The organism is Bradyrhizobium sp. S3.7.6 (assembly GCF_054061875.1).
This window is the reverse complement of sequence record NZ_JBSSEQ010000004.1, coordinates 528,085-548,720: the sequence shown is the minus strand read 5'-3', so window position 1 is coordinate 548,720 and position 20,636 is coordinate 528,085. Positions and strand designations below refer to the sequence as shown.

Below are 20,636 nucleotides of genomic sequence, written 5' to 3'. Positions count from 1 at the left end.
CATTCCATGGCTACCCAGATCGTATTGGATCACACAGGCGACAGCAGGCATTTTTTTGAACAAGACCCGAAGGGGCTGGCCCAGGCTGAGCAGCGCTTCAAGAAGCTGACGGGCAAAGGATTCACCGCTGCCACTCGGACGGCGGCCGGCGATCTAAAGGTCGCACGGATGTTTGACCCGACTGCGGACGAGACGCTGTTCTACCCCCGCCTGGTCGGCGGCTAGAGACTGTTCGCGGCGGCAAAATGTTTTTGTTCAGACGAAGAGGCGTCGATAGAACGCGTTTGCGCATTGTGCGCACTTTCTATCAGAGCTTCATCCAGCAAAACGGGCCGGAGGCCCGTGCGCGTCGTCTTCTCCGCGAATGGTTGTCTCCGGATCAGTGTGCGCAGTTTGACGCCAATGATTATTTCGAAGTCACAGGTTGTCACACCGGCAGACGATATCGAGTCCACTATGGCACCATGAGCAATGTTGTAGAGGTCGACGCATCTGGGTTGCCCGTGATCGGTTGGTGTTTCGTTCCCGACCGTACTACTCTGGCGGCTGGCGATGTGATGCTTGCCCAGAAGATCGCGCTTGAAACCGACGAAGCTGCAGTGCTCGCGCTTGCCCACAGGTTCTCTCCGAGAATGTCCCGGCTCCGAGTAGTGCGGCCTGCTTATTAGGCTGGTCACGCGCGCGCCGACCGCTTGTGGCGACGGCCCCTCGTGGCGAAGGCCTCGATACGAAGCGAGGATGCCTTCACGACTGCATCGAGCATCGGCACAGCGTCAGCGAGCGCAAGAGCCTTCGTACGTTTGTATTACTTGGGTCGCTTAACGACGTCGGACGGCTTCGTTGATCGGCTCCGTGAGACCATTTCCTTAACAGTCCGTAGCATCCGAGCGAATTCGGACTGACGATACCGAGCGTGCGCCGTATCTTTTGGCTCTGAGAGGAAAGCAATTTTCACAAGGAAACTGTTCAATATCGCTGTGACCGGAAGATTGTCGGAATGCTGCGAGCGCAAAGCCGTGATCTGTCGTCGCAGCTCGATGAGGTCAAGCGGATCATCGTCCAGTTCATTCGTCACAACGAAGCCCGCGTTATCGACGGTGAAACGAAATCGCCGCGCCGAGTATCTTGGCGCGACGACCCCGCCATGGTGAACCCGGACGGGCAATGTCCGGTGCGGAGAGGCTAGCGCTCCGTAGCTCCGGTGCAATCGAAGACGCGGATTAAGCTTGATGTCGCCGCGGAAAGTTAAATCTGGAACAGGGGCCGCTGTCGCGCGGCAGCATGCCAGCGCGGCGCCGGCATGCAATATAGCCGATCGGGCCGACCTGCCGACGCCGAGGATCATCGAAGAAGTGGAAGTTGCGCTTCGAGGACTGTTGCGGGGGCGGTTTTTTGCAAGCCGATTTCTAAGTGGACGCCAGGGCCGATCGTTCTGCTAGGAGGCCACCCGAAGATCGTATCGGCGCTTCAACCGATCGCTTGTGACCTTGGCGGCATATTGAATGCGGTCGAGATCGCCTCCGTCGTTCGCTATGACACACAATTGCGAGTTGATGCCCTGTGCTTGATGGGCCTCGTATTCGACTTCTACTGAAACGATATGTTCGGAGCCGGGGAAACTACGAATGTCCTGAAGCGCAATGCGTTCGAGGTCCGGCTTTGAAATTAGAGCTTTTGCCACCTTCATCTCCTGAGTTGGCAAACGGCCGCCGACCGGCACACGCTAACCAACTGAGGCCTGCGTGGCAAAGTTCCTATGGGGCTGCAATGCTTCAGTCCTCAGGCCGCGTCGCACAGCGGGCCTTTGCCGATGTCAAAGGCGCCAAGATGGTAGTCTTCAGCGACCGATTGCCCAATCGTCGGCCGCGCGATCAAAGTGACGTCGCATGGGGGTAGCGCGTCCACACCTGAATGTCCTCTGAGGTGACGGTCACATATCCGAAAAAGCACTTATATCGACCCGGCTCCGTTACCCGGCCGATTTTGTTCCGTGTGATTTTATTAACGCGCATCGCTAGCTCCTCTCATTCTCAGGCAACGAGCCCGAAAACGGCTTGAGCTTTTCGAGGCCGGCTTCGATCAACTCCAGTTCTTCTTGGATCGCTTGGACGGCGTTCTGAGGATTGATGCCCGACACGGCTTGCAACTGAGCGAGTACTTTGCTGCGCTGCCCCAGCAAATCCGCCAATGCGCGTCGGTTGTTCACCTTCACGTAGCCCGCGACGATCATCTCCATGGCTCGTGACAATCGCATCTCCATGCAAAAAATCAGGCGAATATTGCCGAAAAATCCTAATCGATCGTTGCGCCCACCGGCCAAGGCGGCGTGGTCGTCGAACTCCTCCAGAGCCCAATTGAAATAATCGCGTCGCGCATGCGTCGCGCTGAACGCCGTTAATAGTCCCATTTTGCCTTTAACGCCTTCCTTCCCTGCAAGTCGCGATATCTCCGTAGTCGCGTTGCCGAAGCCGGACAACGGAACTCTGTCAGGCGCCCTCCATTGTTAGCTGAGGAGGTGCCGAGGCCGACGCGAAACGATTGAAGGCGAATATGGTTGCCGGCCGATGAGGCAATAAAGAGAGCGAACCCGCAGACGGTAATGCGCGCATTCCAGTTTGCCGCCACCATGGTGGCGGCGATAATCGTCATGGCGGCTGCCACCGTCCTTAATACTTCAAGGCTCATGCTGACCTGCTCAAAACAAGGGCCGCCCCGAGTGCTCGGATGAAGCTGGTCGCGCCGCCGAACGGTCCGTCAGTTCTTCAAGGAATTCCTCGAACCAGCGCTGCGAAACCGGCTCGCCATTGCCTCGCTCCTTTGGGAGGAGAATCTGCACGAGGTAACAGTTGTTCATGACTAGCCTTCCTCTGGCGCCGCCCGGCCGCTAGCCGAGAAGGGTTTCGGTCGTTACGCACTCAACCTGCTGCCCGAAGCGGTTCATGTAGATGTTCATCATGGAATCATGCGTTTCGTCAGCCGAGCTGCACAGGGCGTCGGTGACAAGAATGACGCGGTAACCCCAGTCTACTGCGCCGAGTACGGTCGCAAGCACGCAGACATCGGTCTCGCCGCCGGTGACGATGATCGTAACGACGCGCGCCGCGCGCAGCTGCTCGTGAAGATCGCTTCCCGTCCACGGCGAGTAGACATGCTTGTCGAAGACGCGTGCGGGTGGAACGAACTGCGCAAGGTCCTGGACGAGGCCGATCATCTCCCGGCCAAGCTCCTCGATGGTCATCGATCCCCAGCGCTCGTAATAACGCCGCCACATGCCGGCGCCCTGGCCGGGCTTCTGCGCCGGGATGAAACGCGTGGGATGGGCCGCCGTCACCGCAACAATATTGGGCAGGACGCGCGGCAGCCACGGCATCTTCCATGCCGTGCTTTCCGCGAACATCCTCTGCATATCGACGCAGATATGAACCGCGTTCTCTCCGGGTGCCCCATAGCGGAGCTTATCGTTCTTTGACATCGGCGCCGTCCTCGAAAGTGAGCTCCAACGGAGCGACCCGGCCTTGGTTCCTGTCCTGAAAAGGGTTGCGACCAGCAACCCGGCTAGCCACGCGGCAATGAGCGGGGGAAGGCGGTCAAGGGTGCGGTGACGCAGCGCGCTCGTGCGAGCTTGCCCTTTGCGGCTGAAGGGGGCGGCAGAACCTTTACGCGCCAGGGATCTTTAACGCATGGCCGGGACGAAGACCCGGGTGCGGGACTACAAGGGACGCGCTAGAGCCCGGTCGCCCGCACAGCAGGCGGATGCGCCCGAAACGGAACCATGCGCCTTTGCGGATAGTTGGGACACGCATAAATGAAATCGGGGGGCCACATGAAGCGAACTCCGAAATGGCGGTCAGCGGCGAAGCGTGAGCTGATCGAGCCGCGCGGGGACAAGCGCTACATCCGTTGCGATGCGAAAGGCCGCATCAGGGAAAGCGATGACGAGAGCCGTTCGCTGTCTCAGGATCGCCTCAAGATCGCCAGGACATAAGTGAAGGCGGGGCAGGGTGACCGGGGGTGACCATAAGGCCCTCACAGCGCCGGAGCGGAAAAAGCCGAGTGCCGACAAGTAACGCGACACTCGATCTCTTCGGAGGCGGTCTCCTTCCGGAGGGTATGAAGTATGAGACGGAGTTTCTCTCTGCTGAGGAGGAGCGTCAGTTATTAACTGATGTCGAAAGCTCCCCTTCCGGGAGTTTGAATTCCGCGGCTTCACGGGAAATGTTCGTGGAAACATGGCAGAGACGTCCGCGGTATTCGTCGATGGCGATGACGTGTTCGCCATTGGCGAACGACATGAGCATTTGTCGGGTTGCGATCCATACAATCGAGCTTGCACCAGTTGATCTACATGGCTGACGGTGTAGGTCTGTGCCGGGCGCTGGAGATCTCACCCCATTGGGGACCAAGCGGTGATCATTGAAATTCTGGCCCAGATCATTTTACAACTGGCATGGTACTGTTCGGCGGCGTTGTGGCCGAGATTGCGCAGAGAACGCAAGCTGGCGCGCAATGGATGGCAACCTTTCGAAGGAAACAGCGTTCGCCAGGGCGCAGGAACTTCTCAAAGGGAGCGATCAAACTTGACCCAACCAAGGTTCATGTCCGATTACACCGCCCTCAAAGTCACCGCTCTCGACGCGGTTAACGAACTGCTCAACCATGTTGGCTGGGGTGCCGACGATGGGAGTGAGCGTTGCACGATCATCGGGGTGTGTAGATCGCATATCACCGAGAACATCGACAAGATCGCAACCACACGCGAGCAGGCCTTCGCTTTGATCGATGAAGTCGCCCAACAGATGAAAACGGATTGGGACGAAATTCACGACGTGGTCGAAAGAAAATGATCGATGCGTCAGGCACCGATGACGTCGCGCGCTACAATCGGGTGTTGCAACGCTATCCTACTGTCGAGCGCTTCAAGCAATGGGCAACCCGCAAGGGCGTCGTTTTTCACGACGAGCTGCGGCCGAGAACACGATGCACAAGTGCATCACCGCTGTGCGGTCGCTGCCGATGGAGCTGCGGCTCAAGTCGAAGCGGTGGCTGGAGGAGCGGGGATTAGAAGCGCTGGAGGATGGCGATGTCTAGATGCGGTATGGGCCCGGCTCCAGAGCAAGGGGTCATGATGGTGGCTGTCCCCCGATAGATGATGAAACGGGGTCACGACTTGAGTCGGCCCCAAGCATCTGGAGACGGAGGACAGCCGTGGAGAATTATGCCGGAATTGACGTGTCGTTGGAACTGTCGAGCGTATGCGTTGTGGATTCCCAGGGTAAGATCCTGAAGGAGGCGAAGGTCGCAAGCGAACCCGACGCCTTAGTCGAATTTTTCGAGACGCTTGGCTTTGCAGTGAATCGGATCGGGCTGGAGGCTGGGCCACTGTCGCAATGGCTGCATGCGGGGCTGCAAAGAGCAGGATTCGAGACGGTTCTGCTGGAAACACGGCATGTGAAGGCAGCATTGTCGGCGATGACAGTGAAGACGGATCGCAAGGATGCACGCGGAATTGCCCAGTTGATCCGGATGGGATGGTTCCGCGCGGTGCACGCAAAGTCGATAGGGGCTCAAGAGATCCGAGCGCTGCTGGTTGCGCGCAAGCAGCTTCTTGGGCGACTTATCGATGTGGAGTTAAGTATCCGCGGGATTTTGCGTGGCTTTGGGCTGAAGGTTGGCCCGGTGACGCGGAAGAATTTCGAAGCGCGGATCCGAGAGTTGGTTGCGGGTCAGGCGACATTGGAACGCATTGCCATAGCGATGCTTTCGGCACGATCGGCCTTGAAGGCAGAGTACGGAAGGCTACACAAAGCTGTGCTGGCAACGGTGCGTGACGATGCGGTCTGTCGCCGGCTCATGACAGTGCCAGGTGTTGGTCCCCTAGTGGCGATTACCTACAAATCGGCGATTGATGATCCTCATCGCATTGTAAAATCGAAGGCGGCAGGCGCGCTGTTCGGGCTCACGCCAAAGAAATACCAATCGGGAGAAAAGGACGTCACGGGCGGGATCACGCTGGCCGGCGACGAGATAGTGCGTACGGTGTTGTATGAGGCCGCCAACGTTCTGCTATCGCGCATCACGCGATTCTCAAAACTCAAGCGCTGGGGGATGGACGTCGCCAAGCGGAGAGGCTCGAAGCGCGCAAAGGTCGCCTTGGCACGCAAGGTCGCAGTGATCCTGCATCGGATCTGGGTCGATGGCACGACCTACCGATGGGCCGAAGCGGGCTCAATCGCAGCATAGAAGACGTGGAGGAGATCAAGAACGCAACCGGGATGAACTGAAGCCCGGTGCCCGAAGTCCCGTCGCCGGGACGGTGGATGCGGTGAAGCCGTTACACGCCCAGTGGCCGTCGTCCGACGAACCACGCGTATCTAGATAGGCTCACCGCTCCCTCTGACAGCATGATGTGGCGGCCAGGCGTCGACCACGAACAGAAGCATGAGCTCGGCGGCGTGACGTTCACTCGGGAGGCTTGACATCATCGGCCCATTACAGAAGGGCGTGTACTCATAAGGAGGAGAGGTCAGCTTTTGGGTCCAAGGAGAAATTCTTTGCTCAATCGGAGTATTGCGGTTCACGTTGCGGAATTTTCTTCGAAAACATGCGCGCTGTTTCAGGGAACATGCTGGTTGTCTTTCCGGATAGGCGCTCATCCTAACCTCGTTCATATTTCGACAGCCAAAAAGACACCGCAGCTGGTAGTGCTGCAACCAGCCCTGCCATCATCACGGCAAACGGGTCGATGAAGGGAAATCCAATGCATAAGGCCGCAGAATAGCCGAGAGCGGCTCCCGCGATCGTCGTTGCCAAAAGACGGCTTTGCCACCAATCAACCGCAGCCAACAGCCACGCCGGAAGGTCGCAATCACGTATGCCATTTGAGGCGAAGGTTCTGGTCGTCAGACTCACTGCACCTCTAGTGCAATGACGCAGGGGCACCCCTTGTTATCGGCGAGGTGCGGTCCCTGCGGCAATTGTTTGAGTCAATGCTGCCGGAAATGTATTCGACGTTGGTGGAGAGATGCCGCAAACGATCCGGGGCGCGGGGTGGCCGTGAGGTCAGTCGAAACTGATCGACACAGCCTGGTAGCCCGACTGCGCCAAGCGTCCCGTTCCTTCTTCCGGTCTGACAATTCGTTGCGGAGCAGCTTGATAATTTGGCGCTGGGTGTCAATCTCCGCCTGTAGGAGAGCCATTTCTGCCCGTTCCCAGCCCGCAGCGTCTTGCCCCACTGACTCGCCGGAGGCATGTCCCTCGGCCGCTCCAAAGGCGTACACGCGGTGCAGCAGCAACTCGGCGGTGTCGATCTGGCCGATGTTCAAATCGCGAGATACCGGGGCAGCTTCCTTCAGCCTCAACATGGTGGACCTCTTTTTAGGTCACCCCCATTGCAACCTCCCAGATCCGGCTTAACCATTCGTTAACCCTGGACCAGTGGCAGCGGCGCAGATAATCTTTGATCCTAGCCCAATGAATCGTCTGGTGTGCGCCGACCGTTCCTACAAGAGACGTGCGCTTGGTTTCGCGGGCGAGATTCTACGTGATGCCTCGATAGCCCGGCCACTTCGCCCACCGCTTTGCTGCATCGGCGATCTCGTCGGGCGAATTGATCTGCAATCGCGCAAGCAGCCGGGCTTTCTGCTCTGAGATTTACTTGGCAGTACCGCCCACTCGCACCGCGATCTCCGCGTCCGGCAGCCAAGCGCCTCAATAATCGCTTCTCATGCGGACTGAGCAGGTCGCGCATCGTGCGTCCTCACCGCCGACAACCTCAAGCATTTTGTAGCGCCGTTTCGCGGCACGTACATGATTAGCGCGCGACGGCCCCAAGCGTCCGGGAGGCTGGGACAGATGCCGAGACGCTGGGGCCGCGAGCGCGCCGAGATAAGCTCCGGCGCACCGAAGTGAGCATGCCCACCACCGCCTGTTCCATCTGTTCACTTGTATACACTAGGCGTCTCGCTTATTCGCGGGATGGTTGATCCAAATCAACGTCCTAGATGCCAGTCCGCCGCGAATTCGTTGTGGGCAGGACAGCATCCGAAGGAAACTGGAGATGACCGCAGAAATCCAATCAGGACCGATTTCGCGCAGCGGCCCTTCGCACTGGCTGTTGTGGAACGCGGCCGGCTCTGTAGGATTTTGACGATGCCGCGCTATTTCTTCCACGTCACCCACAAACGCCGCGAACTCGACCGCGAAGGCTATGAGTTACCTGACGAGCACGCCGCTTGGTCTGAAGCCACGGTAACGGCTGGGCAGATACTCCAAGGCCTCGGCGAGAAGCTCACACCCCACCGCGAATGGCGGATGGAAGTCGTGGACGAGTCCCGAAACACGCTCTATGTCCTGCGTATTAATGCCGAGAAGCGAACGTAAGCCTTGGCTCAGTTGGCGGATTCATCGTGCTGTTCTAGTAAAAGAACCACAGCGCGATGATGATGAGCGATCCCAGAAACATCACCGACACCACCGCCGCTCCGAGGCAACCACCACTCTGGTTCAATGCCGACCTGCCTTCACGGGAGCAAGCAGGTCGGAGACAAGGAAAACGGCGAGCGAAGCTCCGCTGATTTCAGGCCCCAAGCCGGGCTCGGTATGGCACCGCCGGTCGGGCCAGCTCATTTGCGTTCGAGCAGTTTGGTGAAGGTCAGCCCCGGATTGATCGCCAGCATATTGATGATGTCGGGCAGCGGCATCTCGGGCGCATCCACCATCACCTCGAAATGACAGCCGGGATGCGCGACGTCGAAGTCGCGCAGATGTTGCAGCCACGCCTGTTGCAGGGATTCCGGGACGTGGGCGATGGTGAGGATCTTGACGTCAGCGGGGGCATAGTCGCGCGCTTCGGCATCCTCCGGTGACAGACCTTGCTGGCGATGGACTTCAGCGCCTTGCTTCACTTTCTCCATCCAGCCATCGACCCACGCTTTGAGATCGAGATTCTCCATATGGTCGCCTCCGTTTCATGAATGGTCGTCGGGGCCGGGTGCACAGAGCGAAACCAGATTGATAAGACGGGCACGCCCTTGAGCGCACCCGTCCCCTCCAACGGCGCCGGAAGCTTGGGCAAGGCGGCCGTGGAGACGCGACCCTAACGGATTACGCCGGGTTCTGGTTTCAAATGGGTCGGGGCGGACGTGCCACTACGGCACCCCGCCTCTAGAGCCGCAGGGTTGCCTTCGGCAAGCCCGGGGCGGCGGGGCCGTCGAAGCCATGACGTGAGCGCAGAGCGTTTCGAGCGCGCGGCACCTGCGCGAAGCTGACGCAGTGGGCCGAGCGCCTCGTCGGGAAGTGGCCCCTCTCTTAGGAACGACCGTCCGGTTGCCGGGTTTTCCCGAGCCCCCCACAAGGGTGGCCCGTCGTGACTGGCCTCAGCGCACTGTCCGGCAACAGCGCGCTGGGGCCGTTTCGCCGGTCACCCGATCACGCACTCGTATTCGCTCACTTTAGGCAGATTGCGACTGACCGAGGCCAAGGTGAACAATCCGAACAAAAATCCCGATTGCGACAGTAACAAGTGCCGCTACTCCCGAGGCGAGGTCAGGACCTACCCCGGCGCCCATCCACCGCTGACGCTGTGCGCAACCTGCTGGGCTCATGAGAGCGCGCGACGGCGATTTAAGTCCGGCCTGCCGGTGCTGAAGTGGGCAGAGGGCAGACCTATCAGCGCTCTGTCCTCATATACGGACTGAACTCAGGCGCCGGCTGCGGAGCGGCATTCAAGGAGAGTGATGCTTCACCCCGTGGATGTCGAGACCTTGTTTGCGAATTTCCGAAGACGCTCCAGATAAATGCGCTCAACACGATTGAAACGGCGAGCAGGAGCAAAAGGTCACGGACCATGATGTCCTCCTTTTGCTGTTTTCAATGGCGGAATAAGCCCAACGTTCCTAGACGAGCCGTTCGCGGCCGAGCTGCAAGCAATTCGAGGTGACGCCGCCGGGTGGCGGCGCGGCCTATGGTTGCTGGACGGCTATGCAATCACCCAGTTGATCAGCCGCCAACTGGTCCATCCGATGGCGCCGATCCACACAACCGAGGCCGTACCGGCGACGCATAAGAATACGACCGGCAACAGATAGCCATCAGTCCATTGACGGTCGTTGACCGGCGAGGTTTGCTCAGTCCTACTAAGCAGGTCGTCCCGTCTCGGAAAGACGGACATATCGGCTGAAGAATGACGTAGAAAATCGCTCATTGATGAATGTCCGTTAAGGGGCGCGATCACCGACATCTCGCTACAGTTTCTCGATCACGACAGCGGCTGACACGCGCAGAAAAGGCCCGTTCTGATCTCGCAATTCGACCTTGGTCACGCCCGGAGTACCATGGCGCGATCCATCCAAAATCGCCTGACCTAGCAATTCCAAAGCCAACTGTGGGGCCTCGCAGATATTCGGCAATTCGACGCCCTCGTCGTCGATGATCGTGTCGGTGTCACTGAGAATGTCGAAATAGATGGTGGGCATGCGGCGGGAAGAACCGGCATAACTGAGCGAGGTTCCTATTTTTCCCGACGGGCGATTGTCTGCACGGTAGGGTGCGGAGGCGTGGTACTGATTTGGACGTTCATGAGGAACGCAGCTTAATTCCCCTCGTTTGGTTTGCACCAAAAACGAGATGCCTTGCAATGCCTCGAGCTAAAACGCATGCCGCCGTTATCCTGCGGGAGTATCACAAAGCCGAGTCAGAATTGATCGGCAAGGCAGTCGTGCTTACGGACGGCAAGGCGGGGACCGTCGAAGGATTACACTTGGACGAAGCCCACGGTTTGCGTCTTTCCGTAGCTGGACATCCCGGGAAATGGCCCGTCTCAACGATCATGCTGGCGCAGAAGTGACAAACGCCGTGTCGGCGAGTTTTGGCGTTGTGCGTTTCCTTACGCTTGTACAACGCGAAGCTTGCGCGCATGCGCGGCGCAGACCTGGTTACGGAACCGCCGTGCAAGCACCAGGATAATTGCGAGCGCGAATATGTTCACGAGCTGTGTAGCCATGAACACCTGATCGCCTATGGTGATCGAATGACCGAGAAAGAGCGCTGACGACAACATCCATACTGCGTAAGCGCGCTCGCTGATTCCGGCGGAGCATTGCTCTCTCAAGAGGCGCCAGATCTGAGGGACGTAAGCGCCGATGACAAGCGCGGTCGCAAAATAGCCGATGAGGAAAGGGGACTGTTGCGAAAACCACGTATGCAATGTGTTCATGATAGCCTCTTCGAATAGGAGGAAGAAGCTACTGACTTATACAGCCCGAGAAGAGCATTAACGAATGCCCTTTTCGCAGGACCTTAATGCGGGATATGCAGCCTGCAGTCGCGGTTCCGTGATCGATGCGGTCCACCGCCACTGAGGGAACACCTCAGAAAAATATCAGCCTGATCGCCAAGACGGAAGAAATCCCGCCCAGGGCCATGACAGCAATTTTGAAATGAAGATCGTTATCCGACAGCGCGGTCAGCCCTCGCCACTGGATGACCGGGAAAAACCCGGTGGTTCTTGGAGGAAACCACCGGGCTGATCCGCCGATCAACACATCGTTCCAATGGCTCACAGGCTGAATAAATGGCGCTGGCGCGTCTGTTCGAATCCCGACAAACAGTCTCGGTTTAGACGGACGTGTGGCCGACAAGCCACGTCCCCAGCTTGCACTCCCGCTACCTGCTGGAGCCGCTTTTTTGCTGTCGCCTTAATTCCCCGTTTCTATACTTCCCGCACGACGTAGCTCAGCGGTAGAGCAGCTGCTTTGTAAGCGGATGGTCGCCGGTTCGAGTCCGGCCGCGGGCTCGACTAAGGCCCCAGCTCGCGCGTGTCACCGGTCACGAGCTGGGGACAGGCGGCGTGCCCACGAGGGCAGGAAAACACGTTGCGATCTTGCCGTCGTTACTAATTCAGCGCTCGTCGGCCCAGGCTTCTCCGGAAGGAGACCAAGTGCGGAGCGCCGGGGCCGCGAGCGCGCCAAAAACCCAGCGCACCAACGCGACCTTTCCACTTTGAGTGCACGCCCGCACATAACAAATGTGAAGCTGCGCGCATTAACTTCGGGAGTAGTCCTGTTTCCGGAGAACTCAGGTCTCGGCGCGGCATTTGAATCGCGCTTCGGGCCCTTTTCCCAATTCGTGTGCCGGAGTGCTTTGCACAACGTGGTGACTTCGCGGCTCCAACTTGCTTGCCCCTCGTTGGAGCCGCCTCTTTTCCTCAGGCCTCTGGCTCGCCGGAATTATGGCGGATCAACTTTGGTGAAACTCGACACGCCGACGAGCCTGACGAGCTGCACGACCGCCCTTGGAACGAAAGGCCCGCTCGATGTTTGGGCCCACATGAACCCGATGGCCACGTTCAATCCCGCTGAGCCCTGTCGCGTGCACGACGCCCTTAACAACACGTTCATTGATTGGAAACCCGAATGGGCCGCGCGCTATCGGGAGTATGCCGCCCCGCATGACGAAGGCGTTATCGCTTTTGACGGGTTGCTGTTGGACGGCTGGGTGCAGCTGTTGGACGGCTGGGAGCCGATGTAGCTCCAATCAAAAGCCGCGCGGGCCAGAAATGCGCGGGCATGCGCCACGTCCTCGCCGAGGTCGGCAGATCGCAAAGGACGCGCTTCATGGATGAGCTGCTGGTCCGGGTGACGGCTCCGCATTTCGTGGCGGGCTTCGTCAGCCGCCGCGGCGTCGTCGCGACCGCGGCGCCGATCCTGCGCAAGGCGCTCGGCAAGACCGACGACGAGGCGCGCGCGATCATAAAGCAGAATGGATGGAAAGCCTCCATCGTGAGGAGCTATGTCAGGCGACCAGATCAAGGGCCTGCGTGATCTCCAGCGCGCCAACATGGGCGACATCACCGACATCGCCAGTCAGCTGCTGGCCCGGCAGCTGATCGCGCTGGGCGCCCGCGGCGAGCCGCCGCCGCCACTACCGCCACCGCCACCGCCGAAGAAGGAGCGGGTCCGGCGCTGCTCGCCGACGTCGAAGGCCACGCTCCAGCCCTGGAAGGCCGACTGTGTCCCGGCGCACATGTTACCGGCGGCTCGAAAAAAACTCCTAAAACTCTCGCCCCGTCGTCGGCATCGCCTGTCCCGGCGTCATCAAGGCGGACGGGTCGATCGAGAAGGGCGCCGGAACTGCGGGACAATTGGGAGAGCAGTAAGTTCAACTGCCGACAAGCCTGGTTGAGGCCATCCCGCAGATCGGCGAGGACGACACGGCGATTCGTCATGCACACCGACGACGTCGTCCAGAGATTGTCCGAGATGCCGTTCATTCAGGACGTGAAGTGGTGGGGCGTGCTGACGATCGGGACGGGACTGGGCAACGCCCGCTTCACCAACCGCGGCCACGGCAAAAATTAGCAGACGTTAGCGACCCGCCGTCATCTCTCTCACGGCTTCTACGATCTGCTGCGGATGGTAGGGCTTCTGTAACATACTGCAGAGAAGCCCGTCGCATAGATCACCGGCAACTCCGGATGATTTCGCACAGGTACTCTTCGCGAAACTTCGTCTCGCCGAGGTTCTTGCGCTCGCGGGCCAGGAATTCCGGAGTGATGCGAGGGCAGGAGCCCAACGCGACTTGGATGCGGTGCCAGTCGGCATCGTTGGAGCGCCAAGTTTCGTAGCTTTCCCTTCGGGGTCGATAAGTAGACGAGCTGGCCGCGGGTGTTTGTGGCCAGCATTGGCCGAACCGCCGTAATCAGCGCGTCCGGAGCACCTGGACGTTTCGTCGATGATCGCCGGGCGCACGTTGCCAAGCTGCGGAGCGTGTCGCCGTCGTTGTCACCGGGCAACGCCAGAATGCGGCTTTTGTTCTCGGGTTCGATCCGCCGTGCGGCATCGCCGAGGAGAGCGGGAGCATTCTCGACTCGGCCCGCGCCAGGGCGCCGAGTTGCGGCTAAAGCACCACTACGCGAACCTGGGCGACGCCACGATCGGTAATTCCTAAGCTGCGAGCGGCGCCAAGCGAGAGGTCGATGAGGCGACCGCGAACCCATGGTCCGCGATCGGTGATACGAACGACCACCGATTTGCTGCTCTTAAGGTCAGTAGCGCGAACATGCGTGCCGAACGGCAGATTGCGATGAGCTGCAATCAGCGCATCCCGATCGAACGTTGTGCCGCTCGCTGTCTTCCGTTTCGAATACGAGTAGAAGGAAGCCTTCCCGGAAAACACTCGGTTGAAAGATCCAGCAGCTGAGCGGTCTTCCGAATTTCGCGGCGGTTCTTGCTCGATAGGGGACTGCGTCTGCGGGCTCTGATTGGTCTGCTCCGGTGCCTGAGGGACGGGCTCGGCGTGTGCTTTTGGAATGATGGACCACCTATCATTGAAGTTCTGTGCCACAGCAGAGCCTACATGTAACCATATCGACGCTGGGACTGTTGCAACGGCGACTATTCTACAAAGAAGACGCATGGTCGGCCGAGCTCGCCGGATATCACCCCAAGTCGGTTTATAAGACAATGCGACTGCCAGCCGTTGCGGCTGCGATCTCGGAATCCATACAGCTTGATCTTGCTGTGGTGGGAGCTCCGCTTGCTTATCGAGTGGCCAAGTCGCTCCTCCAGGACACGAGCATTAGCGCCCGTGTCCGAGCCGATCTGTCGATCAAAGTTCTAGATCGGGCAGGGCACATCGCTCCAACTCGTAAGGATACGTCGTTACAACAGAAGGCGCTTTCTGAGATGTCGCGGGATGAGCTCGCTGCTTTCATCGAGCGAAACCAAGCGGAAATAGACAAAGTGGAGGGTGAGCTCGCGTCGCGTGCCAAGGACGTCTCTTATCTGGGTTAAGCTCCGGCGTCGTTTGCTGCGTCACCTGGTGCCTGCTCGAGTTCGTCTGCTTGGGCGTGGTATCGTTCGACAATGATCCGCGGGATGCTGGCATGTCGCTGATGCGGTGGAGACCCGTCTGGCGTCGCTGCGCTCTACTTGGGAAAAAATGAAGCAGGGATCAGGGTCTACATGCGCAAGGTCGGCACGGGCTGGGACTGGACCACTTCCGGCAAGATGCGCAAGGCTCTCGACACCCTGGCAAGTCCAGAGAGTAAGTTGAGTAAGCAACTCAAGAAACCCAAGGCCACTGGGTTGAGCCTGTTTTTACTGCGGAAATCGAATACCGCGACATCACCTCCGAAGGATTGTTGCGAGCAAGCCCCCTAAAAAGATTCTCAAAGTCTTAACGTTTGTTGTTACGCCTTTCCGGTTGCAAGGCGTACTATTCCACATCGCCGAACGGACCGTGGCTTTTATCGGTGATGAGAACGCCTACTTGCGCTCCCGCCTTCCTCTAATGGAAAGGAGCGCGCCATGCAGAAGCGGCGTCGTTTCAAACAAACCGAAACTTTGGAAGAACGTCGCGCGAAGGAAGCCGAGCGGCTGAGGGCAAAGATCCAGACAATGCCACTCGGCCTTCAACGCGATCAACTTCTTCGTAAGGCGAGGCAGGCGGAAACAGCCTCGCACATCAATGACTGGCTCACTTCCCCTGGCTTACAGTCACCAACAAAATGAAGAAGGCCCCGCTGATCATTCATGCCGCACAGGTCTTGCGCCGGGCGCGCAAACTCCCCGTCGGTCCTGCGCGGAATGATCTCCGGCAATTGGCGCGAGGCCTTCTGAGATTGCACAAAGCGGGTGTGCGCGCGAACGTCCAGATCATCGAGGCGAGGTCCCAACCGACGTTCCACTAGGAACGGTGCGCATTGCTACGGGTTTTCCTTTTATGAGTGAACCCATCCCTTGGCTGATTGAGGACTCCATTCAGATCGCCAGGGATTATTTGGAGCGTACCGGCGAGATTGGGAATGCTGCAGAGGTCAGCCGCTTTCTCCTGAGGATAGTCGATGAGATGGTCCTCAAGGGAGAGCACCGAAAGCTGATGCTCGCCAACCGCGCCATTGAAGCATATCAGCGCCATCGACAGGCCATGGCGGCATGACCGATCCCAATTGTCCAATCTGCCATGGCCTCGGTTGGGTCTGCGAAAATCATCCGGACAAGTCGTGGACCGAAGGTAAGGGGGCTGCCAATGTGGCGCTGGTATGCCGTGTATCTGCAATAGGGACGCCGATGGCGTTCCCGATGTTGAGGCGGTCATTGTAGAAATCGAGACCGATACAAAGCGCCTCAATTGAACAAAAACAAGAAGGACCGTCCATGAACGAGATCGACGAAACCATTGCGGCCCGCCCTTACGAGCTGTGGGAGCAGGCCGGAAAGCCGGAAGGGCAAGATGAAGAGTTCTGGCGCCTGGCCGAGCAGGAATTAATCAACGAGGACAAAAGCTCTCCTCGACGGACGCCGGATACGCTCTAGCGAAAGGGATACACCGCTAAATCAGCGTCGCAATCAAGTCGATAATGCCGAAGAAGAACCGACCCATCAATTACCTCTCCTTGCGCACACCCTTGAACTTCTTCGCGTTCTTCTTGACGGCCATGAACTGACCGCCCTTCTTGTTGCGCTTGGTCGAGGTCTTGGTGAGCGGATAGTGTGCGCTTTCCTTGCCAAGAACAGGGCAGAAGAAAGCCGCCCGAAGGGCGGCGAGTTCAGTTTTTAGTTTGCCTACTTCTTTGCAGCATCAGCCGCATCGCGCACGGTATCCTTTACGTCACCGGCCGCGTTGTGTGCAGAGCCTTTGGCATTATCCATCTTTCCTTCAGCCTCCATGCTCTTATCGCCAGTGAGCTTTCCGGCCCCTTCCTTAATTGCGCCCTTTGCTTTGTCAGCGGCGCCTTTCACGTGTTCGCGATCCATAATCGTGATCCTCCTTGAAGAATGTGCTCGACAACGGCGAGCCCTGCGAGCCGTTCCGAATGGAAACATTACAAGCACTCAAGTGTCCTGTGAGTTGATGTCTTGTGCTCACAGTAAACTCGGGTGGTGGAACGAATTGTACACTTTGGCACTTAGGAACCTCGCCAATCAGCGACAAATTCTCGGGGTCCAAGACGCGAGAGGCCGGCGCGGCAAGTGCAGCGCTCAACCCAAGCTCGTCCATAACATGATGGACTCCGCGCGCGGGCTTACCGTCCGCGTGTTCGAATGCCAGTGCGGCGAGCGCACTTGGACCAAGGATCAAGAGTAAGGCCGCCCATTGGCCTCTTTCATCACTACCACGGCGCTGAATAGGTTGGCCGTTGGTGTTTGCGTCACAGTCGTCGCAGGTGAGAAAGTGATGCCGGGCCGGGCCAATGTCGCGCCCGATATGACAAACTCGCAGCCAACTACGTCTACACGGGTCAGCTCCAAGTCCGAAGTGGAACTCGATCCACTTCGTATTGTTTTACCTCAACCCTCCAGCTATCGGCGGGCTGGATAGGACCCGAATGGAAAACTCAGACCGCTTCGATGCTGCACAATCCAGCGAGGGGCGTTATCGGCTTCTTGTTGAGGCGATCACCGACTACGCGATCTATATGCTGGATCGCGATGGGCATGTCACCAGCTGGAACCCGGGAGCGAAGCGCTTTAAGGGCTATGAGGCTGAGGAGATCATAGGGCACCACTTCTCGACATTCTATACGGAGGCCGAGCGGGAGCAGAAAGTGCCTGCCTTGGCGCTGGAGGAGGCGGAGCGAACCGGGCGCTTCGAGCGAGAGGGTTGGCGTGTGCGCAAGGACGGCACGCAGTTCTGGGCCCATGTGATCATTGACGCGATCCGTTCGCCTAAGGGCGAGCTTGTAGGTTTCGCCAAGATCACCCGGGATCTGACCGAGCGAAGGGCGGCCGAGGCCAAATTGCGCGAAAGCGAGCAGCAGTTCCGGCTAATGGTCCAAAGTGTGACGGACTACGCCATCTACATGCTGGACGTGGAAGGCAACGTGGCGAGTTGGAACGCTGGGGCCCAGCGCATCAAGGGGTACGGGCCCGAAGAGATCATCGGTCGCCACTTTTCCAATTTCTATACGGAAGAGGATCGCGCCGCGGGCATCCCGCGAACAGGCCTGCAGACCGCAACCCGCGAAGGACGCTGGGAGCACGAAGGTCAAAGGGTCCGAAAGGACGGCACTCGCTTTTGGGCGCATGTCGTGATCGACGCGATTCGAGACGACGACGGGAAGCTCGTCGGATTCGCCAAAGTGACCCGGGACATTACAGAACGGCGTGAGGCGGAAGCCGCGCTCCAGGCGGCGCAAGCAACATTGATCCGGTCCCAGAAGCTGGAGGCGATCGGCCAACTTACTGGCGGCGTTGCCCACGACTTCAACAATCTATTGCAGGTGATTAGCGGAAACCTGCAACTGCTCAGCAAGGACATCGCGGGTAATGCCCGAGCGGAGATGAGAGTCCAGAGCGCTCTTGCCGGCGTCGCGCGGGGATCGAAACTTGCTACCCAGTTGCTCGCCTTCGCGAGGCGCCAGCCGCTGGAGCCGAGGGTGGTGAACGTCGGTCGCCTGATCAAAGGCATGGATGAACTGCTGCGTCGCGCCATCGGCGAGGAGATCGAGGTCGAGACGGTCGTCGGCGGTGGGCTGTGGAACAGCCTCATCGACCCCGATCAACTCGAGAATGCCATTCTCAATGGACGACGAGTATGTCCGACACCACGATGATCTGATTGCGGGGCAATATGTGATGATCGCGGTAACTGACACGGGCATCGGCATTCCGTCAGATATCCTGGAGCGGGTTTATGAGCCCTTCTTCACGACCAAGGCGGAGGGCAAGGGCACTGGCCTCGGCCTGGCCATGGTCTACGGTTTCCTCAAGCAATCCGGCGGACACGTCAAAATCTACAGCGAGATCGGCGCCGGAACGACGGTGAAGCTATACTTCCCGCGAGAAATGGCCATCGAGGATACGCTAGTTAGTGCCACCTCCGGTGACATCAAAGGCGGCGAGGAAACTGTACTGGTGGTCGAGGATGACGATGAAGTGCGCGAGGTCGCGGTGTCGATGCTCTCCGATCTTGGCTACCGCGTGGTGAAGGCGAGAGATGCGGTGGCCGCGCTAGCCGTCGTCGACAGCGGCATACCAATCGACCTGATCTTCACCGACGTGATGATGCCGGGCAAGCCCGGAGTTGGCGCGGAAAGCCAAGGAACGGTTGCCCAACGTCGCAGTCCTTTTCACATCAGGCTACACGCAGAACGCCATCGTGCACGGGGGACGGCTCGACCCGGGAGTGGAGCTTTTGGCCAAGCCCTATACGCGGGAAGCGCTTGCGCGGAAGATCAGGCATGTGCTCGCCAACCACGCTCAACGGCGTCTCACGGCGAAGCAACCGCGTCAGCCCACAGGCGAAGACGCCGTCAAGGGTGCGACCGTGTTGCTCGTCGAAGACGACGAACTGATCCGCCTGACTGCGACGGAGATGTTGAACGATTTAGGCTGCAAGGTGATGGAGGCCAGCTCGGCCGAAGAGGGTCTGAAAGCCCTGGATGAGGCCGCCGTTGATATCCTCGTGACCGATGTCGGCCTCCCCGGAGTGTCTGGCCTGCAACTCGCAAAGGACGCCCGCTCGCTACGACCTGACTTGTGCATTGTTGTGGCGACAGGTGACAGCGGGATCCAATCCGATGCTGAGCTCTTGGACGCCGTGCTTGTCGTGAAGCCCTACGCGCCGGAAACTCTGCGCCGCAGCCTCGAAAATGCGCTGCAGGCAAAAGCACGACCCTAGACAGGTGTCGACAGCGCTTGCAGCGGAAGCGCTTGCCGCAGCGTCTTCGGATCCCCTATCGAGGAGGAATTGAGTTGCCAAAAGCCGCAATTTTCGATCTGGACGGAACGCTTCTCGACTCGGTGGATATTCACGCGCTCGCCTGGCACGAAGCCATGGTCAAGTTCGGCCACTATGTGAGCTTCGAGCAAGCTCGCAGCCAGATCGGCAAGGGAGGAGACAAGCTCGTTCCCATGTTCTTAACCCCGGACGAACAACGTGACCACGGCAAGGATCTGGAAGAATGGCGCGGCAATCGTTTCAAGACGGAGTATCTGCCGCTTGTCCGACCGTTCTCGGCCGTTCCAGACTTGCTGCGGCGAGTGCGGGATGCCGGACTTCGGATTGCCGTCGCGTCCTCCGCAAAGAAGGATGGACTTGACACGTACCTGGACATCGCACGCATCATAGATCTGGTCGAGGTGGCGACTTCGTCCGACGATGTGGAAGAATCAAAACCGGCGCCGGACGTCTTCGAGATCGTGCTGAAAAAGCTTGCGATTGACGGCCCGGACGCGGTCGCGATCGGCGACACGCCTTACGATGCCATCGCGGCGGGGAAGGCGAAGGTCGCGACCATCGGCGTGCTCTGCGGCGGGTTTACCGAAAGCTCGCTGCGGCAGGCTGGATGCATCGAAGTCTATCCAGGACCTGCGACGCTTTTTGCTAGATTTCAGGAGTCTCTCTGCTCACGCGGTAGACCGACCGGCATGCAATAGGGCGACCTCCGGGACGCGCAGAGCTACCCGGAGATCGATCGTGCGATCTGTAGCGCCCGAGGTTCAGGCGCAACTGGGTTGGACGGGTCTATCAACCGTCGGAGGTCTCAAGGGCCCCTCCAGCAGTCGCCGGACTCGCGGAGATCGGAGAGGATCATCGCCAAGCATCGACGACGGTTGGCGAGAAGGAGCCTGCGAGAACTTGGCCATCCACCGACGCTCGATGCGGTTCAATACGTCTCTGGGCAAGGCAATGTT

28 protein-coding genes, 1 tRNA gene and 2 pseudogenes are annotated in these 20,636 nt (G+C 58.9%); 18 read left to right on the top strand and 13 right to left on the bottom strand.

Features of this window, described 5'->3' with window-relative positions; all coding sequences use genetic code 11:
• Window positions 1–6: 6 nt before the first annotated feature.
• The 3 genes from ACVJ5M_RS48390 to ACVJ5M_RS48380 all read left to right on the top strand — a co-directional run bounded on the left by ACVJ5M_RS48390 (window position 7) and on the right by ACVJ5M_RS48380 (window position 1,186).
• Complete coding sequence (locus ACVJ5M_RS48390) at window positions 7–225, top strand: hypothetical protein (RefSeq protein ID WP_085401417.1); 219 nt, start codon at window positions 7–9, stop codon at window positions 223–225.
• 20 nt (window positions 226–245) lie between these two features.
• The gene (locus tag ACVJ5M_RS48385) at window positions 246–668 is read left to right on the top strand and encodes a hypothetical protein (protein ID WP_085401418.1); all 423 of its coding nucleotides are present in this window, start codon (window positions 246–248) and stop codon (window positions 666–668) included.
• 329 nt (window positions 669–997) lie between these two features.
• A complete protein-coding gene (locus ACVJ5M_RS48380; RefSeq protein WP_161495830.1) occupies window positions 998–1,186 on the top strand; it encodes a hypothetical protein in 189 nt (62 codons plus the stop codon).
• 249 nt (window positions 1,187–1,435) lie between these two features.
• Here ACVJ5M_RS48380 and ACVJ5M_RS48375 read toward each other — a convergent pair whose 3' ends face one another.
• The 4 genes from ACVJ5M_RS48375 to ACVJ5M_RS48360 all read right to left on the bottom strand — a co-directional run bounded on the left by ACVJ5M_RS48375 (window position 1,436) and on the right by ACVJ5M_RS48360 (window position 3,472).
• A complete protein-coding gene (locus ACVJ5M_RS48375) occupies window positions 1,436–1,681 on the bottom strand; it encodes a hypothetical protein (protein WP_434057394.1) in 246 nt (81 codons plus the stop codon).
• Between the two features lie 333 nt (window positions 1,682–2,014).
• Window positions 2,015–2,407 carry a hypothetical protein gene (locus ACVJ5M_RS48370; protein WP_245344084.1) on the bottom strand — a complete coding sequence of 131 codons (393 nt, stop codon included), beginning with the start codon at window positions 2,405–2,407 and terminating at the stop codon, window positions 2,015–2,017.
• Complete coding sequence (locus ACVJ5M_RS48365) at window positions 2,395–2,685, bottom strand: hypothetical protein (RefSeq protein ID WP_354100556.1); 291 nt, start codon at window positions 2,683–2,685, stop codon at window positions 2,395–2,397. The genes ACVJ5M_RS48370 and ACVJ5M_RS48365 overlap by 13 nt, the downstream gene beginning before the upstream one ends.
• 199 nt (window positions 2,686–2,884) lie before the next feature.
• A complete protein-coding gene (locus ACVJ5M_RS48360) occupies window positions 2,885–3,472 on the bottom strand; it encodes a cysteine hydrolase family protein (protein ID WP_354098403.1) in 588 nt (195 codons plus the stop codon).
• A gap of 351 nt (window positions 3,473–3,823) precedes the next feature.
• Between ACVJ5M_RS48360 and ACVJ5M_RS48355 the strand changes: the two genes are divergently transcribed.
• The 3 genes from ACVJ5M_RS48355 to ACVJ5M_RS48345 all read left to right on the top strand — a co-directional run bounded on the left by ACVJ5M_RS48355 (window position 3,824) and on the right by ACVJ5M_RS48345 (window position 6,240).
• Window positions 3,824–3,985, top strand: a complete 162-nt coding sequence (locus ACVJ5M_RS48355; protein ID WP_201266180.1) for a hypothetical protein — start codon at window positions 3,824–3,826, stop codon at window positions 3,983–3,985.
• A 421-nt stretch (window positions 3,986–4,406) separates the two neighbouring features.
• Window positions 4,407–4,844 carry a hypothetical protein gene (locus tag ACVJ5M_RS48350; RefSeq protein WP_144030516.1) on the top strand — a complete coding sequence of 146 codons (438 nt, stop codon included), beginning with the start codon at window positions 4,407–4,409 and terminating at the stop codon, window positions 4,842–4,844.
• A gap of 361 nt (window positions 4,845–5,205) precedes the next feature.
• Window positions 5,206–6,240, top strand: coding sequence for an IS110 family RNA-guided transposase (locus tag ACVJ5M_RS48345; protein ID WP_354100555.1), 1,035 nt, complete (start codon window positions 5,206–5,208; stop codon window positions 6,238–6,240).
• A gap of 414 nt (window positions 6,241–6,654) precedes the next feature.
• On the opposite strand, the gene ACVJ5M_RS48340 is transcribed toward ACVJ5M_RS48345, so the two are convergent.
• Both ACVJ5M_RS48340 and ACVJ5M_RS48335 read right to left on the bottom strand, forming a co-directional pair.
• Window positions 6,655–6,909 carry a hypothetical protein gene (locus ACVJ5M_RS48340; protein ID WP_354100554.1) on the bottom strand — a complete coding sequence of 85 codons (255 nt, stop codon included), beginning with the start codon at window positions 6,907–6,909 and terminating at the stop codon, window positions 6,655–6,657.
• A 74-nt stretch (window positions 6,910–6,983) separates the two neighbouring features.
• A complete protein-coding gene (locus tag ACVJ5M_RS48335; RefSeq protein WP_354098915.1) occupies window positions 6,984–7,361 on the bottom strand; it encodes a hypothetical protein in 378 nt (125 codons plus the stop codon).
• Between the two features lie 787 nt (window positions 7,362–8,148).
• Here ACVJ5M_RS48335 and ACVJ5M_RS48330 point away from each other — a divergent pair.
• Window positions 8,149–8,379, top strand: coding sequence for a DUF6894 family protein (locus ACVJ5M_RS48330; protein ID WP_085398121.1), 231 nt, complete (start codon window positions 8,149–8,151; stop codon window positions 8,377–8,379).
• 242 nt (window positions 8,380–8,621) lie between these two features.
• On the opposite strand, the gene ACVJ5M_RS48325 is transcribed toward ACVJ5M_RS48330, so the two are convergent.
• Together ACVJ5M_RS48325 and ACVJ5M_RS48320 are read right to left on the bottom strand one after the other, a co-directional pair.
• The gene (locus ACVJ5M_RS48325) at window positions 8,622–8,951 is read right to left on the bottom strand and encodes a hypothetical protein (RefSeq protein WP_212479644.1); all 330 of its coding nucleotides are present in this window, start codon (window positions 8,949–8,951) and stop codon (window positions 8,622–8,624) included.
• Between the two features lie 1,290 nt (window positions 8,952–10,241).
• A complete protein-coding gene (locus ACVJ5M_RS48320; protein WP_085398245.1) occupies window positions 10,242–10,472 on the bottom strand; it encodes a DUF6894 family protein in 231 nt (76 codons plus the stop codon).
• 161 nt (window positions 10,473–10,633) lie between these two features.
• On the opposite strand from ACVJ5M_RS48320, the gene ACVJ5M_RS48315 reads away from it, so the two are divergent.
• Window positions 10,634–10,843, top strand: coding sequence for a PRC-barrel domain-containing protein (locus ACVJ5M_RS48315; RefSeq protein ID WP_085398246.1), 210 nt, complete (start codon window positions 10,634–10,636; stop codon window positions 10,841–10,843).
• Window positions 10,844–10,882: 39 nt separating this feature from the next.
• Here the strand turns inward: ACVJ5M_RS48315 and ACVJ5M_RS48310 are convergent, their stop codons facing one another.
• Together ACVJ5M_RS48310 and ACVJ5M_RS48305 are read right to left on the bottom strand one after the other, a co-directional pair.
• A complete protein-coding gene (locus ACVJ5M_RS48310; protein WP_354098916.1) occupies window positions 10,883–11,212 on the bottom strand; it encodes a PQ-loop repeat-containing protein in 330 nt (109 codons plus the stop codon).
• 154 nt (window positions 11,213–11,366) lie between these two features.
• Window positions 11,367–11,636, bottom strand: a complete 270-nt coding sequence (locus tag ACVJ5M_RS48305) for a hypothetical protein (protein ID WP_144030547.1) — start codon at window positions 11,634–11,636, stop codon at window positions 11,367–11,369.
• 82 nt (window positions 11,637–11,718) lie between these two features.
• Between ACVJ5M_RS48305 and ACVJ5M_RS48300 the strand changes: the two genes are divergently transcribed.
• The 3 genes from ACVJ5M_RS48300 (at window position 11,719) to ACVJ5M_RS48290 (ending at window position 12,818) form a co-directional block, all read left to right on the top strand.
• Window positions 11,719–11,791: transfer RNA gene (locus tag ACVJ5M_RS48300), tRNA-Thr, on the top strand.
• A 452-nt stretch (window positions 11,792–12,243) separates the two neighbouring features.
• Complete coding sequence (locus ACVJ5M_RS48295; protein WP_144030548.1) at window positions 12,244–12,525, top strand: hypothetical protein; 282 nt, start codon at window positions 12,244–12,246, stop codon at window positions 12,523–12,525.
• A gap of 86 nt (window positions 12,526–12,611) precedes the next feature.
• Window positions 12,612–12,818 carry a hypothetical protein gene (locus ACVJ5M_RS48290; RefSeq protein ID WP_144030549.1) on the top strand — a complete coding sequence of 69 codons (207 nt, stop codon included), beginning with the start codon at window positions 12,612–12,614 and terminating at the stop codon, window positions 12,816–12,818.
• A 42-nt stretch (window positions 12,819–12,860) separates the two neighbouring features.
• Here the strand turns inward: ACVJ5M_RS48290 and ACVJ5M_RS48285 are convergent, their stop codons facing one another.
• Entirely contained in the window at window positions 12,861–13,022 is a 162-nt protein-coding gene (locus ACVJ5M_RS48285) for a hypothetical protein (RefSeq protein WP_161495717.1), read from the bottom strand.
• A 38-nt stretch (window positions 13,023–13,060) separates the two neighbouring features.
• Here ACVJ5M_RS48285 and ACVJ5M_RS48280 point away from each other — a divergent pair.
• Window positions 13,061–13,355 (top strand): annotated as a pseudogene (locus ACVJ5M_RS48280) (ROK family protein); the annotation flags it as partial.
• 538 nt (window positions 13,356–13,893) lie between these two features.
• Here ACVJ5M_RS48280 and ACVJ5M_RS48275 read toward each other — a convergent pair.
• A complete protein-coding gene (locus ACVJ5M_RS48275) occupies window positions 13,894–14,412 on the bottom strand; it encodes a septal ring lytic transglycosylase RlpA family protein (RefSeq protein WP_354098917.1) in 519 nt (172 codons plus the stop codon).
• A 694-nt stretch (window positions 14,413–15,106) separates the two neighbouring features.
• Between ACVJ5M_RS48275 and ACVJ5M_RS48270 the strand changes: the two genes are divergently transcribed.
• From ACVJ5M_RS48270 to ACVJ5M_RS48255, 4 genes are all read left to right on the top strand, one after another.
• Entirely contained in the window at window positions 15,107–15,178 is a 72-nt protein-coding gene (locus ACVJ5M_RS48270; RefSeq protein WP_349642858.1) for a hypothetical protein, read from the top strand.
• A gap of 127 nt (window positions 15,179–15,305) precedes the next feature.
• The gene (locus ACVJ5M_RS48265) at window positions 15,306–15,509 is read left to right on the top strand and encodes a hypothetical protein (protein WP_085398252.1); all 204 of its coding nucleotides are present in this window, start codon (window positions 15,306–15,308) and stop codon (window positions 15,507–15,509) included.
• 211 nt (window positions 15,510–15,720) lie between these two features.
• Complete coding sequence (locus ACVJ5M_RS48260) at window positions 15,721–15,936, top strand: hypothetical protein (protein WP_085398174.1); 216 nt, start codon at window positions 15,721–15,723, stop codon at window positions 15,934–15,936.
• 218 nt (window positions 15,937–16,154) lie between these two features.
• Entirely contained in the window at window positions 16,155–16,313 is a 159-nt protein-coding gene (locus ACVJ5M_RS48255; protein ID WP_354100553.1) for a DUF2934 domain-containing protein, read from the top strand.
• Between the two features lie 249 nt (window positions 16,314–16,562).
• On the opposite strand, the gene ACVJ5M_RS48250 is transcribed toward ACVJ5M_RS48255, so the two are convergent.
• Entirely contained in the window at window positions 16,563–16,754 is a 192-nt protein-coding gene (locus tag ACVJ5M_RS48250) for a CsbD family protein (protein ID WP_354098918.1), read from the bottom strand.
• Between the two features lie 572 nt (window positions 16,755–17,326).
• Here ACVJ5M_RS48250 and ACVJ5M_RS48245 point away from each other — a divergent pair.
• Both ACVJ5M_RS48245 and ACVJ5M_RS48240 read left to right on the top strand, forming a co-directional pair.
• A pseudogene (locus tag ACVJ5M_RS48245) lies at window positions 17,327–19,620 on the top strand (PAS domain S-box protein).
• 74 nt (window positions 19,621–19,694) lie between these two features.
• Window positions 19,695–20,378 carry an HAD family hydrolase gene (locus ACVJ5M_RS48240; protein ID WP_085398275.1) on the top strand — a complete coding sequence of 228 codons (684 nt, stop codon included), beginning with the start codon at window positions 19,695–19,697 and terminating at the stop codon, window positions 20,376–20,378.
• The last annotated feature ends 258 nt before the right edge of the window (window positions 20,379–20,636 follow it).

Coding starts and splice junctions, on each gene's coding strand:
- ACVJ5M_RS48390 (WP_085401417.1), top strand. CDS start 7: ATGGCTACCCAGATCGTATTGGATCACACAGGCGACAGCAGGCATTTT.
- ACVJ5M_RS48385 (WP_085401418.1), top strand. CDS start 246: ATGTTTTTGTTCAGACGAAGAGGCGTCGATAGAACGCGTTTGCGCATT.
- ACVJ5M_RS48380 (WP_161495830.1), top strand. CDS start 998: ATGCTGCGAGCGCAAAGCCGTGATCTGTCGTCGCAGCTCGATGAGGTC.
- ACVJ5M_RS48370 (WP_245344084.1), bottom strand. CDS start 2,407: ATGGGACTATTAACGGCGTTCAGCGCGACGCATGCGCGACGCGATTAT.
- ACVJ5M_RS48365 (WP_354100556.1), bottom strand. CDS start 2,685: ATGAGCCTTGAAGTATTAAGGACGGTGGCAGCCGCCATGACGATTATC.
- ACVJ5M_RS48360 (WP_354098403.1), bottom strand. CDS start 3,472: ATGTCAAAGAACGATAAGCTCCGCTATGGGGCACCCGGAGAGAACGCG.
- ACVJ5M_RS48355 (WP_201266180.1), top strand. CDS start 3,824: ATGAAGCGAACTCCGAAATGGCGGTCAGCGGCGAAGCGTGAGCTGATC.
- ACVJ5M_RS48335 (WP_354098915.1), bottom strand. CDS start 7,361: ATGTTGAGGCTGAAGGAAGCTGCCCCGGTATCTCGCGATTTGAACATC.
- ACVJ5M_RS48330 (WP_085398121.1), top strand. CDS start 8,149: ATGCCGCGCTATTTCTTCCACGTCACCCACAAACGCCGCGAACTCGAC.
- ACVJ5M_RS48325 (WP_212479644.1), bottom strand. CDS start 8,951: ATGGAGAATCTCGATCTCAAAGCGTGGGTCGATGGCTGGATGGAGAAA.
- ACVJ5M_RS48320 (WP_085398245.1), bottom strand. CDS start 10,472: ATGCCCACCATCTATTTCGACATTCTCAGTGACACCGACACGATCATC.
- ACVJ5M_RS48315 (WP_085398246.1), top strand. CDS start 10,634: ATGCCTCGAGCTAAAACGCATGCCGCCGTTATCCTGCGGGAGTATCAC.
- ACVJ5M_RS48310 (WP_354098916.1), bottom strand. CDS start 11,212: ATGAACACATTGCATACGTGGTTTTCGCAACAGTCCCCTTTCCTCATC.
- ACVJ5M_RS48290 (WP_144030549.1), top strand. CDS start 12,612: ATGGATGAGCTGCTGGTCCGGGTGACGGCTCCGCATTTCGTGGCGGGC.
- ACVJ5M_RS48285 (WP_161495717.1), bottom strand. CDS start 13,022: ATGTGCGCCGGGACACAGTCGGCCTTCCAGGGCTGGAGCGTGGCCTTC.
- ACVJ5M_RS48275 (WP_354098917.1), bottom strand. CDS start 14,412: ATGCGTCTTCTTTGTAGAATAGTCGCCGTTGCAACAGTCCCAGCGTCG.
- ACVJ5M_RS48265 (WP_085398252.1), top strand. CDS start 15,306: ATGCAGAAGCGGCGTCGTTTCAAACAAACCGAAACTTTGGAAGAACGT.
- ACVJ5M_RS48260 (WP_085398174.1), top strand. CDS start 15,721: ATGAGTGAACCCATCCCTTGGCTGATTGAGGACTCCATTCAGATCGCC.
- ACVJ5M_RS48255 (WP_354100553.1), top strand. CDS start 16,155: ATGAACGAGATCGACGAAACCATTGCGGCCCGCCCTTACGAGCTGTGG.
- ACVJ5M_RS48250 (WP_354098918.1), bottom strand. CDS start 16,754: ATGGATCGCGAACACGTGAAAGGCGCCGCTGACAAAGCAAAGGGCGCA.